Origin of the sequence: Bacillus vallismortis (assembly GCF_040784915.1) — a bacterium.
Taxonomy (GTDB): Bacteria; Bacillota; Bacilli; order Bacillales; family Bacillaceae; genus Bacillus; species Bacillus subtilis_G.
The window spans coordinates 35,001-48,327 of the sequence record NZ_CP160797.1 but is presented as its reverse complement, the minus strand read 5'-3'; the positions used below and the strand labels follow the sequence as shown (position 1 = coordinate 48,327).

The window sequence follows — 13,327 nt, the reverse complement described above, 5'->3', positions numbered from 1 at the left end:
GAAACGGAAGAAAGACTTGTCGACAACCCTATCCTATGAGGAGAAGAAAGCATGTAGAACTTTTATGAATAAGCGCTGAAAAGGACAAGCTCTTACAAAACCCGCTAGCGTTTTTTGTCAGTTTATACGGAAAAGTCTTTTTGCATTTTCAGTCGTAATTGAAGCAACCTCTTCGAGAGTCATTCCTTTTAATTCAGCAATTTGCTCAGCCACATATTTTACATAGCTCGGCTCATTTCTTTTTCCGCGAAAAGGATGAGGTGTGAGAAACGGGCAATCCGTTTCAATCAGCAAACGGTCATTCGGAATTTCCTTCACGACTTCCTTAGGCTTCTTCGCATTTTTGAAAGTCACCGGTCCCCCAAATGATAAATAAAAATTCATTTTCATGCACTCTCTCGCCACTTCCGCACTTCCTGTAAAGCAGTGCATGATTCCGCCCACAGCTTCTGCGCCTTCCTCCTTCAAAATGGTCACGACATCCTCCGTTGCATCACGGTTATGAATGATAATAGGCAGATTGACCTCTTTCGCTAAGGCGATTTGTTTTCTGAATACCTCTTTTTGGATCTCTTTAGGAGATTTGTCCCAATGATAATCCAACCCCATTTCACCTATCGCCACCACTTTTTCATGAACAGAAAGCTCTTTTATCCACGCTAAATCTTCCTCAGTCATGTCGATTGCATCAACAGGGTGCCAGCCGATGGCTGCATAAATAAAATCATATTCCTCAATCATTTCCATCGCACGTGTGATGGTCGGACGGTCAAAACCCACTACGACAATTCGATTCACTTGTTCAGCTTTTGCCCGTTCAATAACTTCTTCTAGATCAGTATCATATTGTTCTGCATTTAAATGCGCGTGTGTGTCAAATAACATAAGTAAAAAACTCCTTTCTTGTCGAAACACAAAAGGTGTTCGACGAATTGTTACACGTGAAACACCTTTTGTTTGTCATTATTTAATTCTTGTGCCTTTCGGTAACGACTGATCGATAGATACGGCTTTTAATACGCCGTCAGCTTCCCCCGCAAGGATCATACCTTGAGAAAGCTCTCCTCTCAGCTTAACCGGCTTTAGATTTGTTACACATACGAGTTTTTTCCCAACAAGCTCTTCAGGCGTATAATGCTTCGCAATACCGGATACAACTTGGCGTTTTTCAAAACCAAGATCCAGCTGCAGCTTCAATAAACGGTCTGCTTTTTTTACCGGCTCAGCCTTAATGACCTCTGCCACACGAAGTTCTACATCCATGAATTGATCAATCGTAATTTCGGGTAAGCGATCAACCTCTTGCGGCTCCTCTTCTTTTGTCTCTTCTTTAGCTGGCACTGAGCCCTGCATCTTGCCTTTGATGTAAGCAATTTCTTCTTCTGCCTCTAAACGAGGGAACAACGGCTCACCTTTTTGTACTTTTGCATCCTGCTGTTGGCCGAAAGCTGTAATGCTATCCCAAGATTTCAAAGTTTTATCAGTAATGCCCAGCTGCTCAAACATTTTTTCCGGTGTTTTTGTTAGGAACGGCTGAAGCAGTACTGCTGAAATACGCAATGACTCAGCCAGATGGTACATGACCGACTTCAGTTCTTCTTCTTTTTCTGGATCCTTCGCAAGCACCCATGGAGCTGTCTCATCAATATATTTGTTAGTACGGCTGATTAGCTGCCATAATGTTGAAAGAGCTACTGAGAACTCCATGTTTTCCATTGCTTTCTCGTAAGACTTCACTGTTTCATTAGCGACTGAAGCAAGCGTTTTGTCAAATTCCGTTACATCACCTTTGTAAGAACCGATTTGTCCGTCGAAATACTTATTGATCATCGCAACAGTACGATTCAATAGATTGCCTAAATCATTCGCCAAATCATAGTTAATCCGCTCAACAAAGCCTTCCGGTGTAAAGACACCGTCAGACCCGAACGGTACTTCGCGAAGCAGGTAATAACGAAGCTCATCTAAACCATAGCGTTCAATTAATGTAACCGGATCTACAACGTTCCCTTTTGATTTCGACATTTTTCCATCTTTCATCAAAAGCCAGCCATGCGCAAATACTTGCTTCGGCAGCGGCAGATCGAGTGCCATCAGCATAATTGGCCAATAAATGGTATGGAATCGCACAATCTCTTTACCGACTAAATGAACATCGGCAGGCCAATATTTTTGATAAAGCTCATCATTTTCTGTATCATAGCCGAGTGCTGTTAAATAGTTAAATAGCGCGTCGATCCAAACATATACTACGTGTTTTGGATTTTCCGGCACCTTCACGCCCCAATCAAAAGTGGTACGTGATACAGCTAAATCCTCAAGTCCAGGCTTGATAAAGTTGTTAATCATTTCGTTTTTGCGTGATTCCGGCTGGATGAATGTCGGGTTTTCTTCATAATATTTCAGAAGACGATCCGCATATTTTCCCATACGGAAGAAATAAGATTCCTCTTTGATTAATTCAACTGGGTGTCCGCTGTCAGGACTTTTTCCGCCGATGACCTCTCCCTTTTCATTCCGCTCGATATCATCCAGCTGAGTTTCCGTGTAGAATGTTTCATCAGGGATACTATACCAGCCTTCATATTCATCAAGATAGATGTCCCCGTTATCAAGAAGCTTTTGAAATACCTTTTCAATCACAACTTTATGCCGTTTTTCTGTTGTACGGATAAAGTCGTCGTTTGAGATTTCAAGCTGTTTCCATAGTTTCTGAATATCTGCCGCTGCGCGATCCACATACTCCTGAGGTGTAATGTTTTCCTGCTCAGCTTTTTGCTGGATCTTTTGTCCATGCTCGTCCGTTCCCGTTAAATAGCGAACATCGAACCCTTTTAATCTTTTGTAACGTGCCATTGCATCTCCTGCGACTGTCGTATATGCATGGCCGATATGTAATTTTCCGCTCGGATAATAAATCGGTGTTGTAATATAAAATGTATTGTTTTCTTGCGGCATCTTGAAACCTCCCAATCAGAATGTCAAAAAGCTCCCGCCCAAAGGACGAGAGCGGCGATAAGTGCAAATCAAAAATGATTATTATTTATATTTATCCTTTATCTATGATACCATCTTAGCCTTTAAGATCAAGAATATATACGTATGCCTTGAAAAAGAATAATTAAAATTAAAAATCTTTAATGAAAATAAAAAAAGTCTGTTCATGTCGAATTTTGTCGTATATAATCAAATGAAACAAAAAACCTTGGTTCAAAAGTCTTGATTTAAAAGGATTTTTAGTAGGATAATAGCTTTATTATAAATTTATAAAAAGCTGTTATTTCAGTAGTTTCTGTTACATTACTGACTATAAGAACTAATTCTTACAATCAATAGTAAACAAAATGATTGACGATTATTGGAAACCTTGTTATGCTATGAAGGTAAGTATTTTGTCGAATAATGACGAAGAAAAATATAATTTAAACAAATAATCATCTCTTGGGAGGAGAAAGTTTATGAAATCTACTGGTATTGTGCGTAAAGTTGATGAATTAGGACGTGTAGTTATTCCTATCGAATTGCGTCGTACTCTTGGAATCGCAGAAAAAGATGCTCTTGAAATTTATGTTGATGATGAAAAAATCATCCTTAAAAAATATAAACCAAACATGACTTGCCAAGTAACTGGTGAAGTTTCTGATGATAACCTTAAACTTGCTGGCGGTAAATTGGTTCTTAGCCAAGAAGGCGCTGAGCAAATCATCAGCGAAATCCAAAAGCAGCTTCAAAACCAAAAATAATACTTTTTACAAAAAACGTTCTTGTTACGACACAAGAACGTTTTTTTTATTGCTGAATATGGTAAGCATCGTACACTTCACGCTTTGGAATATTGCGATCGACTGCAGCTTTTTTAATGGCTTCTTTAGAAGTAGCACCTTTCGCAATGTAATGCTCGACATGTTCTTTAGGCGTGAGGGTTTCCCACCATTGTGCTTCCTCATCTGATTCTTCATTTTTATTGCCTTCTACTACAAGACAAAACTCACCGCGTATCTGATCCTCGTTTGCCCATTCGATGACCTCAGATATCGTGCCTCTGATAAACTCTTCATATTTCTTAGTAAGCTCGCGCGTTACAGCAATTTCCCGATCTCCCAAAATCTCGGCCATCGCCGACAAGGTTTCCTTAAGTCTGTGGGGCGCTTCATAGAAGATAATCGTTTCCTGCCGTTTTTTAAGACTTTCAAGCTCCTTCTTCTTTTCTTTTTTCTGCCTGTTCAGAAAACCGTAAAAGAAGAAAGGCTGCGGTACAATACCTGAAGCGATTAGAGCCGTTAATGCAGCATTCGCTCCCGGCAGCGGAACAACATAACCGCCTATCTCGCTAAAATCCTTCACGATTTCCGCTCCCGGATCAGAAATCGTCGGCAGCCCAGCGTCACTGACAAGGGCAATGTTTTTTCCGGATTTCAGCCATTCAATGATTTTGTGGCCGCTGCTTTCTTTATTATGTTCATGATAACTGACAAGCTGTGTTTCAATTTCGTATACATGACAAAGCTTTTTCGTTTGTCTCGTATCTTCCGCAGCAATCGCATCCACTGATTTTAGCGTGTCGATCGCCCGGAATGTCATATCCTCTAAATTTCCGATTGGTGTTGGGACCAAATAAAGAATTCCCATGTCTGACTTTCCATTAAAGCTCATTTGGCGCCTTAACATATACAGCCTCCTTGCTGTTCCGCTTTTCTTCTATATAAAGCTTTTTTTTCTTTCGAGTCAGTTTTTTGAAATAATATTCCGCCTGCATGGCTTCCCGCTTCGTTGTGAAAGCTTCGGCAAAAATCAATTCAACCGGACGTCTTACTTTTGTATACTTTGCGCCCTTTCCATCATTATGTGTGTTTACCCGTTTCTGCAGATTGTTGGTGTACCCGGCATACCAGCTATTGTCTCTACATTTCACGACGTAGAAAAAATGGTTATTTGTCTCCATATAAAATGGTCCTGATTTCTTTTGTATATTCATTTTGCTCGTCATAAACGAACAAAGGGGGAAGAATTTTTAAATCCGGACGTCCGCCTTTGGTTCCTTCAACCAAAATGGTATTTGCTTCTTTCCCTTGTTTCGGGTAGACAAATTGCACACGCTTCGGCTCGATTTGGTAAGCCTTCATCAACTCAAAAATCTCTAAAAGCCTGCCCGGCCGATGAACAAGGGCTGCCTTTCCTCCTTGCTTAAGCAACTTGCTGCTGACTGAAATGACATCCTCCAGTGTGCAGTGGATTTCATGTCTTGCGATCCGGAGATGCTCATTCATGTTTTGTTCAGTTTGTTTCGGTGTTTTAAAATATGGCGGATTGCAGGTGACAACATCATATCGATTATGTCCCAGCTTCTCCGGCATGTTTTTCAGATCATCATGTATCATCTGAATTTGTTCCTGAAGCTTATTGTATTCCACACTGCGAACAGCCATATCATGAAGCCTTTCTTGAATTTCAACTCCAATAATGTCTGCTTTTGATCTTGTGCTGAGCAGAAGTGGCACAATGCCATTCCCCGTGCATAAATCAACGATTTTTCCTTTTTGAATCGGAACGTATGCGAATTTGGAGAGAAGCACAGCGTCCAATGAAAAGGCAAAAACTGTTGGACTTTGTATGATTTTCATGTCCTCTGCCAGCAAATAATCTAATCTTTCATCATCACGTAATGAAACCATCTTCTTATCCTTTCAGTACCTTTGAAAAAGGCTCCCGTCTTATGCGGAAGCCTTTTCCTTATTTTTTATTTAAGAATGACAAACAGAACAGACAATCTTCTTTTCGAACACTTCCATAGTGGACATTGCAGATATGAAACCCTTCTTGATACAGACGTGCCAGATTATCATACCCTTCGCCTATATCAGATTGCTCTGTCTTCTGTGTTTTTGATTCTTTTTTATCAGCTTTGAACTTTTCAATCTGCTGCGTCGTATCGTCCAGCCGTTTGCGCAAATGCTTATTTTCAAGCTGCAAATGATGATTCTCTTCTATCATCTCACCAATATGCTGCTTTAAATCCCCCAGCTGTCGGTACAGTGAGCCAATTTGTTCTTCTAAGTTAATGACGGTATCAAATAACTCTTTTTTATCCAAGGTTCCACACCTCGTTAATCTGTGGTTTGTGCGGATACGACGCCCTCTTCCAAGAGCTCTTCCCAAGTATATTCTATCACTTTTTCACGGTTTATCAGTTCCACCTGAAGCACCCGTTCCAGAATATTAAGTCCGACGACCTTCGCAGGGCCGTTTGCTGTCGTAATCATTTCTCCTATATCAGGAAGCTGCTCTTTTGCCGTCTCATATTCATCATTCTCGTATTTTAGACAGCACATCAAGCGTCCGCAAAGACCTGAAATCTTCGTAGGATTTAAAGATAAGTTCTGATCCTTGGCCATTTTAATGGAAACAGGTTCAAAATCTCCAAGGAACGTTGAACAGCAAAGCATTCTTCCGCAAGGACCGATTCCTCCAAGCATTTTCGCCTCATCCCTTACTCCGATTTGGCGCAGCTCAATTCTTGTTTTAAAGATAGAAGCCAAATCTTTTACAAGCTCTCTAAAATCTACTCGGCCGTCAGCAGTGAAGTAAAAAATGACTTTATTGCGGTCAAACGTGAATTCAACATCGACCAGCTTCATATCCAAGCCATGTTCAACCACTTTCTTTTGGCAGATGTCAAATGCTGATAAAGCTTCCTGTTTATTTTCTTCTACGATGAGAAGGTCACGCTCGTCAGCCACACGTATCACTTTTCGAAGGGGCAGCACGACATCATGCTCATCCACCTGTTTATTTGCAATCACGACCTGACCGTACTCAACGCCTCTGACAGTTTCTACAATTACGCAACTGTCATGTTCTATATGAAATCCATTCGGATCAAAATAATATATTTTACCCGCTTTCTTAAAGCGGACTCCAATTACATTGTACAAGCTTATCCCTCCTGCAACATTAACACCAAGTGCTCCATTAATCCTTGTACATTCACATTGGAATGAAGCCGTTTCTTTGCTTCTAAAACAGCAAGAATCTGATTCGTAACGCTTTGTTGTGTTGATTGTAGCGCATGCTGTTTTATTGATTGGAATAAGTCTTGATAAATCAATTTATCTTCATTTCCTATTTGGATGGACAACACATCGCGATATATCAATAAGAGCATATCAAGACCCATTTCTTGATGGGTTTTTTCTTTGAAAAAGGGCATCCATTGATCTTGAATAAAGAAAAAAGCATGTCCTTTCCGCTGGTGTAGGACTTCATACAATTTTATCACTTTCGCTCTAGACTCTGCAAACTCATCATTTCGACTTAATTCGACTGCTTCTGCTACATTGTTGGTCATGTTGGCGAGAAGCCTTGCCATATGAGGCGAGACTTCCTGTTCGATTAGTCTATCTTCAATTGCTTTGGGCTGCAAAGGCTGAAAAGGAAGGGTTTGGCATCTTGAGATGATGGTATCCAATAACCTTTGGGGCTGCTCAGTGATGAGGATGGCCATTGTATCTTTATTCGGTTCTTCTAAAAATTTCAGCAGACTGTTCGCCGCATTCGCTGTCATTTGATCTGCGTGCGAAATAATATACAGCTTTTTATGCGATTCAAGCCCTGTCTTAGAAAACTCTTCTTGCAACGCTTGAATTTGCGCCTTTTTGATCGATAAACCATCAGGCTGAACAAGATGGAGATCAGGGTGGTTCCCTGACTCTATCCGTTTACAATTTCGGCAGCTCTCACAAGGCTCCGCGCCGTCCTCCAGGCAAAAAAAGCTTTTCGCAAGAAGCAGCGCGGCATCAAGCTTTCCTGTTCCTTTTTTTCCCTCAAACAAATAAGCGTGTGATAGTCTGTCCTTCTCAATACTATTATATAAAAGCTTCATCACTCTGGGCTGAAGCTCGTTCATTTCGTTCCAAGATATTGCCATTGTATCACTCTCTATGTGTAAAGGTTAATTAATAAACCTTTTATTTCGCCAATACGCTCCAGCAAATCAATTGCCGGTTTTTCCTGATCCATCATCTCTTCCGTAAGCTGTATCAATTTGTCATCTATTTCTTTTACAAGTCCTAGCGTTCTGCTGTTTCCGTACAGGTCAAAGCTTTGCGACGTTTCATGTGAAAGGCCGCTGTCTACGGCTTCTTTGACAAAACGTTTCACAAGTCCTTTGAATCTCGCTAAGTCTTTAAAATTCCGGGATTTTGTCAGCCTTTTTCCAAACGCCTCTATATCCGATAACAGCCTGGTGAGTTGATCAAATTTCAATTTGCTGCTTTGATTTTCCATTGATGTTTTAAACGACGCTGTGATCTCAGATGTTTTCACAGAAGGAAGCTGCTTATTATCTATAAATGTACGTATATCTTTATTAATTTTCACAGTTTCAAATCCTTAAAATTGATAAAATTCATCGACTGGAAGGACAAATACTGTCGCTCCGCCAACTTCAACTTCGACTGGATAAGGGACATATGAATCAGCATTCCCGCCCATCGGAGATACAGGGGCAATCATCTGATCACGTTTCTGTCCGTTTTCCTTAATGAGACTCAATGCTTTATCGACGCGTATATCCTCGACACCAATCATAAACGTTGTATTGCCTGATTTAAGAAATCCTCCCGTCGTTGCAAGCTTTGTAACTCTAAAGTTGTGATCCGTTAAGGTTTTCAAAAGCCGGTTGCTGTCCTGATCTTGTACAACTGCCACTATCAATTTCATCTGTGAAGGCCTCCTTTAGATTAGAAACAACAATGATCTCGTTTACATTATTATATCAACTATCGGGAAACAGGTCACAATTGAATTTTTTTCAACGCTTCATTGATTACCTTCATGACGTCCTGAACAACAAGATCTTTGGATTGGCTGGCATCAACTGAGTTAAATCTTTCTGAGAATCGCTTCATCAGCTCTTGATAACCTTCCTGTACCTTTGTATGGAAGCTTAATTTTTCTAAATCAAGCCTGTTTTTCTCCCGTAAGCCGTTTGCATGAATTCGCTTCAGCCCTTCTTCCGGATCAATTGAAAAATAAACCGTTACATGGGGCATCATATCGCCGATAGCAAACTCATTAATCGACAGAACCTCATCAATCCCAAGCCCTCTTGCGTATCCTTGGTACGCGAGCGAACTGTCTATGAATCTGTCACAAAGAACAACCTGCCCTTGTTCTAATGCTGGTTTTACTTTTTCAACTAAATGCTGGCGTCTTGCAGCCGCATATAAGAGAGCTTCTGTTTTTGGGTCCATTAATGTGTTGTTTTCATTCAGAATAACCTCTCGTATTTGTTCTGCAATATCTATGCCGCCCGGCTCTCGAGTTGCTGTAACTTGAAGGCCTTCTGCTGTCAGTATGTTTTTGATTTCCTGCAGAACAGTCGTTTTCCCCGCACCTTCAGGACCTTCGAATGTAATAAATAAACCGCTCATGATTTCTCCTCTTCTATATAAACAAGTAGTTGTTTCTCTTTGATTTTCGTATTCCCTTGAACATGCGTTTTCATGCTGATCAAGCGGCTGAGCTTTTGCACACTTTCTTTCGTTATTCTTTCTCCCGCCATGATCATCGGTATACCTGGAGGATAAGGTATGATATCCTCAGCGTTCAGCCGGCCTGCCGCTTCATTAAAGTCCACATATTCTTTCTTAAACGTTTGTAAGACCTTTTTTTGATAAGGCAAGACAGTAACAGGCCGCAATCCCCATTCTGCAGAGGCAAACCTCTGATCTGGAGGCGTGTTTTCAACCTCTGCATCAATGGTTTTCATTATTTCAGCGTTTATTCTGCGATTTCCTCCCAATGGAAGAACGAACAAGACTTGATTTTCATCCGCAAGCTCAGTGAATATGTTAGCACGCTCTAATATGTTTTGCAGCGTATACCCAGAATGCCCCCGCTTTGATCGAATTGTGAGTTTCAGCGGATCCGTTATCGTACGTGGATCTGCCGGTTTGACTGCTTCTGCATTTCTAAGTGAATCAAACGTTTGTTTAAATGATTGTATACGTTGCAGAATGTCAGAAAGCTTATGTTCTTCTATCATACGCTGTACATAAGCGCGTGCAATGTCTAATGAAGCCATGATCGGATAAGACGGACTGCTGCTTTGTAATCGGTTTAAAAACTCTGCCACCCGATTCCTGTCAACTCTGCTGCTGTTAAGGTGCAAATAAGAACCCATCGTCATGGCAGGCAGCGTTTTATGAGCGGACTGAACAACGATATCTGCCCCCATTTTTAAAGCTGAGGGCGGAAAAGGCTCCCCTAAAACAAAATGTGCGCCATGCGCTTCATCCACTAAAACAGGAATCCCGTAATGATGAGCTTCTGAAATGACTTCGGTCAAATCAGCACTATGCCCGTAATATGTCGGATTGGTCAGCACCAAGCCTTTCGCATCTGGATACGCTGCCAAGGCTTCTTGAATTGTATTTAGCGGAACATGCGTAGGCACATGCATTGCTGCATCAATGTCAGGTGCGAGATAAACCGGTTCAGCACCAGCCATATCAACAGCATGAAAGACAGATTTATGGCAGTTTCTTTGAATCAGAATTATATCACCCGGTTCACAAACAGATAAAATCATCGCTAAGTTTCCGACAGTTGTTCCATTCACCAAGAAAAAACTTTCCGCCGATCCATATAATTGACTGACAAGCTCTTGTGCTTCCTTAATCACCCCAGAAGGATGATGGAGGTCATCCAGCCCTGTCAGTTCAGTTACATCAATAGTGAGCAGCGGATTGAATATCGACTTAGCGTCATCAAAAAAGACATCTCCATTGTGATGTCCCGGAACATGAAATGAATGAGAATTTCTTCTCGCGTGCTGAATCAATGCTGTATATAAAGGTGTGTTCATTAAAACAATCCTTTGAATATGTTTTCTTACACTTTATTATATCGTTCCTCTGACAGAACTTAAAGATAAGACTTACTGGTAACTACCTTTCCTTCATCGTAAGCAGCTTGTGCTTCAGATCGTCTTCCATCACCATGAGTTCTTCTTCTGCCTGACGGCGTTTGACTCGTCCTTCTTCTTGTATGGTCAGCGTTTCTTCAAGCGTGCTGATTAAGCTTTCCTGCACCTTTTTTAAAGTATCGATATCAACTAGGCCTCGTTCATTCGCCCGCACAGTTTCAATTGTATTGGTCTTCAAAAGCTCCGCATTTTTCAGCAAAAGCTCGTTGGTTGTATCAGTTACTTTCTGTTGGGCATCCACTGCATTGCGCTGCCTTAAAAGCGTCAGCGCAATCGCAACTTGGTTTTTCCAAAGCGGGATTGCTGTCACAATGGATGACTGGATTTTTTCAGCTAACGCTTGGTTTGTATTCTGGATCAGTCTGATTTGCGGAGCACTTTGAATTGTAATTTGCCTGCTCAGCAGCAAATCGTGCATCCTTTTATCTAAACGGTCAGCAAATTGAACCAAATCGTTTACTTCTTGAACAGCCATTTGATTGTGCTCGCCTGATTCAGCCTGTTGCTTCAGTTCAGGGATTGTTTTTGTTTTTAATTCCTCCAGCTTCAGTTCCCCTGCAGCAATATAAACATTCAGGGCGGTGAAATACTCTTTATTTTTTTCGTATAGCTGCTCTAACAGCTTATTGTCACTGATTAAAGCATTTTTAGAGTGTTCCAGCTTCAAACTGATTCTGTCTATCTGTACGCTGGTCTTTTGATATTTAGAAAGCACCTCCTGAAGAGAATTCGATACTCTTCCAAACACACGCGCCAAAAAACCCTTTTTCCTAGACTGAAGGTCATCAGGATTTACTTGCTCCAGCTTTTTCATCAGCTCTCCAAGTATTTCGCCAATCTCCCCGACATCCTTCTTTTGAACATGATCAATCATAGTGTGAGAAAAATTCAGCAGTTTCGACTGAGCTTGTGAACCGTATAAGACAATGCTCTGCATATTTTTATGATCAATCTGTTCAGCGAGCTGAATTGCTTTTTCCTTGTTTTCCTCAGGAAGAACATCAACAAGGCGTACTTGCTGCTTCTCTGCTTTTACAGCCTCCGCCTCTATTTCTCCAAAAGGGTCCGCCAACAACTCATCGATATGAAGGTCGCTCTGATCTCTGTTCATCGCTCTTACCCTCCTTCCATTATTTCTTTAATGAATGTTTCGCCGCATCTAATTCAAATTGCAGTTCGTCAATATCATCACCCATTAATTGAGTTAAATCTTCCTCTAAACGCTTTGTCAATTCAGCAAGTGTGATACGCGCCTCACTCAGTGACATCGACAGCTCTTTGCTTTTTTTCGGATGAGATGATAAAAAGGCATACTTCTCCGTCAGTTCAACAACTGAATCGAGCGTTTGGTAAAAAAATCGCTCAGCCTGATAAAACCGCTTCGGCTCTTTGTTGGTGAGGATATAAATCCTTCTGACAAGCCTCAGTATTTCTGCATTTTGTTTAAACATTTGAATGCTTTTTGCTTGAAATAAAGCTTTTCGAAGGCGTATGATTTTCTGCCTTGCTTCCTCTAGGTTTTTCTTAATATAGGCATATTCTCTTCCTGTCAGCGCATGCTTTTTAAGAAATAACCGTCTCGAATTCCAAATGCCAGCTGTATATACGACTGCTCCTGAAGCGAACCCATAAACAAAAGATAAAAAAAGCGGCTGATTTAAACCGAAAAAGCTCAATATCCCTATGAAAACAAAAGTCGCACTGCTCGTTAAACTCCATATTAAAAAGTGAAAAAATCTCTGCATGAGATCATCGACTCCTGTGTATATTCTCAGTTTTAATATTATTATCTACTACGTTCAATCCCTAAACAAGTTTCATCTTCTCTTTATTACCAATATCTTTATGAAAGAGTATAAAAAAAGACCTTTTCAGGTCTTAAGAATATAATGGCGGTGTATGAATGCTTTTTAGTTTTTTTACATAAAAGGCATAGTCAGGATCGGAAGTTGATGTAGAAATTACTTTTCTCTCACAATCTAAGCATATGAATTTCGTATAAAGATGAATGCCTCTATTCTTCTCTTGATCACAAATCACACATGTATGATTAGGTTTACGTGTTTCGTCCAATCGTTCCCACCTCCGTACAATTAGCCTTCCCTTAAATCGTATATTGTATACACTATTTAGATCTTTTTGAAACTTGAAATCAGTATATGGGCTATATAAGCTGTCGGTGTTTGTATTTGTTTGATTTTATCGCTCTTAAATAAACAAAAAACCCAGCTCAATGAGCTGGGTTTTACCTTGCTTGGCGGCGTCCTACTCTCACAGGGGGAACCCCCCGACTACCATCGGCGCTGAAGAGCTTAACTTCCGTGTTCGGCATGGGAACGG

General features: G+C 40.8%; 16 protein-coding genes and 1 rRNA gene (1 of these 17 running past the window's edge). 1 reads left to right on the top strand and 16 read right to left on the bottom strand.

The window, feature by feature from the left end:
* Window positions 1-117 precede the first annotated feature (117 nt).
* Both ABZM97_RS00255 and metG read right to left on the bottom strand, forming a co-directional pair.
* On the bottom strand, window positions 118-885 hold the full coding sequence (locus tag ABZM97_RS00255) for a TatD family hydrolase (RefSeq protein ID WP_087991884.1): 768 nt from the start codon (window positions 883-885) through the stop codon (window positions 118-120).
* A gap of 78 nt (window positions 886-963) precedes the next feature.
* Window positions 964-2,958 (bottom strand): methionine--tRNA ligase, encoded by a 1,995-nt coding sequence (gene metG, locus ABZM97_RS00250; RefSeq protein ID WP_202329173.1) that lies wholly within the window; start codon window positions 2,956-2,958, stop codon window positions 964-966.
* Between the two features lie 500 nt (window positions 2,959-3,458).
* Between metG and abrB the strand changes: the two genes are divergently transcribed.
* Window positions 3,459-3,743 (top strand): transition state genes transcriptional regulator AbrB, encoded by a 285-nt coding sequence (abrB, locus tag ABZM97_RS00245; RefSeq protein WP_087993958.1) that lies wholly within the window; start codon window positions 3,459-3,461, stop codon window positions 3,741-3,743.
* Between the two features lie 46 nt (window positions 3,744-3,789).
* On the opposite strand, the gene rsmI is transcribed toward abrB, so the two are convergent.
* The 14 genes from rsmI to rrf all read right to left on the bottom strand — a co-directional run.
* Window positions 3,790-4,668, bottom strand: coding sequence for a 16S rRNA (cytidine(1402)-2'-O)-methyltransferase (gene rsmI / locus ABZM97_RS00240; protein WP_087993957.1), 879 nt, complete (start codon window positions 4,666-4,668; stop codon window positions 3,790-3,792).
* The gene (locus tag ABZM97_RS00235) at window positions 4,643-4,942 is read right to left on the bottom strand and encodes a GIY-YIG nuclease family protein (RefSeq protein WP_087993956.1); all 300 of its coding nucleotides are present in this window, start codon (window positions 4,940-4,942) and stop codon (window positions 4,643-4,645) included. The genes rsmI and ABZM97_RS00235 overlap by 26 nt, the downstream gene beginning before the upstream one ends.
* A complete protein-coding gene (locus ABZM97_RS00230; RefSeq protein ID WP_087993955.1) occupies window positions 4,929-5,672 on the bottom strand; it encodes a tRNA1(Val) (adenine(37)-N6)-methyltransferase in 744 nt (247 codons plus the stop codon). Before ABZM97_RS00230 ends, ABZM97_RS00235 begins: the two co-directional genes overlap by 14 nt.
* Before the next feature lie 58 nt (window positions 5,673-5,730).
* Complete coding sequence (gene yabA, locus ABZM97_RS00225; protein ID WP_087993954.1) at window positions 5,731-6,090, bottom strand: replication initiation-control protein YabA; 360 nt, start codon at window positions 6,088-6,090, stop codon at window positions 5,731-5,733.
* 14 nt (window positions 6,091-6,104) lie between these two features.
* Window positions 6,105-6,932 (bottom strand): competence/sporulation regulator complex protein RicT, encoded by an 828-nt coding sequence (gene ricT / locus ABZM97_RS00220; protein WP_060397760.1) that lies wholly within the window; start codon window positions 6,930-6,932, stop codon window positions 6,105-6,107.
* A gap of 2 nt (window positions 6,933-6,934) precedes the next feature.
* Window positions 6,935-7,924 (bottom strand): DNA polymerase III subunit delta', encoded by a 990-nt coding sequence (gene holB / locus ABZM97_RS00215; protein WP_087993953.1) that lies wholly within the window; start codon window positions 7,922-7,924, stop codon window positions 6,935-6,937.
* An 11-nt stretch (window positions 7,925-7,935) separates the two neighbouring features.
* Entirely contained in the window at window positions 7,936-8,376 is a 441-nt protein-coding gene (locus ABZM97_RS00210; RefSeq protein WP_087993952.1) for a YaaR family protein, read from the bottom strand.
* Between the two features lie 12 nt (window positions 8,377-8,388).
* On the bottom strand, window positions 8,389-8,718 hold the full coding sequence (gene darA / locus ABZM97_RS00205) for a cyclic di-AMP receptor DarA (RefSeq protein WP_148964448.1): 330 nt from the start codon (window positions 8,716-8,718) through the stop codon (window positions 8,389-8,391).
* Window positions 8,719-8,792: 74 nt separating this feature from the next.
* Window positions 8,793-9,431 carry a dTMP kinase gene (tmk, locus tag ABZM97_RS00200; protein ID WP_087993950.1) on the bottom strand — a complete coding sequence of 213 codons (639 nt, stop codon included), beginning with the start codon at window positions 9,429-9,431 and terminating at the stop codon, window positions 8,793-8,795.
* Window positions 9,428-10,867 (bottom strand): aminotransferase class I/II-fold pyridoxal phosphate-dependent enzyme, encoded by a 1,440-nt coding sequence (locus ABZM97_RS00195; RefSeq protein ID WP_087993949.1) that lies wholly within the window; start codon window positions 10,865-10,867, stop codon window positions 9,428-9,430. Before ABZM97_RS00195 ends, tmk begins: the two co-directional genes overlap by 4 nt.
* Before the next feature lie 82 nt (window positions 10,868-10,949).
* Window positions 10,950-12,098, bottom strand: a complete 1,149-nt coding sequence (locus ABZM97_RS00190) for a toxic anion resistance protein (RefSeq protein WP_202329174.1) — start codon at window positions 12,096-12,098, stop codon at window positions 10,950-10,952.
* Window positions 12,099-12,117: 19 nt separating this feature from the next.
* The gene (locus tag ABZM97_RS00185) at window positions 12,118-12,732 is read right to left on the bottom strand and encodes a 5-bromo-4-chloroindolyl phosphate hydrolysis family protein (RefSeq protein ID WP_148964444.1); all 615 of its coding nucleotides are present in this window, start codon (window positions 12,730-12,732) and stop codon (window positions 12,118-12,120) included.
* A gap of 133 nt (window positions 12,733-12,865) precedes the next feature.
* Window positions 12,866-13,060 carry an anti-sigma-G factor gene (gene csfB / locus ABZM97_RS00180; protein WP_148964443.1) on the bottom strand — a complete coding sequence of 65 codons (195 nt, stop codon included), beginning with the start codon at window positions 13,058-13,060 and terminating at the stop codon, window positions 12,866-12,868.
* Between the two features lie 179 nt (window positions 13,061-13,239).
* Window positions 13,240-13,327, bottom strand: a 5S ribosomal RNA gene (gene rrf / locus ABZM97_RS00175); it runs 28 nt beyond the window's last position.

What these genes read in the sequence shown, in the direction of transcription:
- abrB (WP_087993958.1), top strand. Translation starts at nt 3,459, where the DNA reads ATGAAATCTACTGGTATTGTGCGTAAAGTTGATGAATTAGGACGTGTA.
- holB (WP_087993953.1), bottom strand. Translation starts at nt 7,924, where the DNA reads ATGGCAATATCTTGGAACGAAATGAACGAGCTTCAGCCCAGAGTGATG.
- ABZM97_RS00195 (WP_087993949.1), bottom strand. Translation starts at nt 10,867, where the DNA reads ATGAACACACCTTTATATACAGCATTGATTCAGCACGCGAGAAGAAAT.
- tmk (WP_087993950.1), bottom strand. Translation starts at nt 9,431, where the DNA reads ATGAGCGGTTTATTTATTACATTCGAAGGTCCTGAAGGTGCGGGGAAA.
- ABZM97_RS00235 (WP_087993956.1), bottom strand. Translation starts at nt 4,942, where the DNA reads ATGGAGACAAATAACCATTTTTTCTACGTCGTGAAATGTAGAGACAAT.
- metG (WP_202329173.1), bottom strand. Translation starts at nt 2,958, where the DNA reads ATGCCGCAAGAAAACAATACATTTTATATTACAACACCGATTTATTAT.
- ABZM97_RS00255 (WP_087991884.1), bottom strand. Translation starts at nt 885, where the DNA reads ATGTTATTTGACACACACGCGCATTTAAATGCAGAACAATATGATACT.
- rsmI (WP_087993957.1), bottom strand. Translation starts at nt 4,668, where the DNA reads ATGTTAAGGCGCCAAATGAGCTTTAATGGAAAGTCAGACATGGGAATT.
- ABZM97_RS00190 (WP_202329174.1), bottom strand. Translation starts at nt 12,098, where the DNA reads ATGAACAGAGATCAGAGCGACCTTCATATCGATGAGTTGTTGGCGGAC.
- ABZM97_RS00185 (WP_148964444.1), bottom strand. Translation starts at nt 12,732, where the DNA reads ATGCAGAGATTTTTTCACTTTTTAATATGGAGTTTAACGAGCAGTGCG.
- darA (WP_148964448.1), bottom strand. Translation starts at nt 8,718, where the DNA reads ATGAAATTGATAGTGGCAGTTGTACAAGATCAGGACAGCAACCGGCTT.
- ABZM97_RS00230 (WP_087993955.1), bottom strand. Translation starts at nt 5,672, where the DNA reads ATGGTTTCATTACGTGATGATGAAAGATTAGATTATTTGCTGGCAGAG.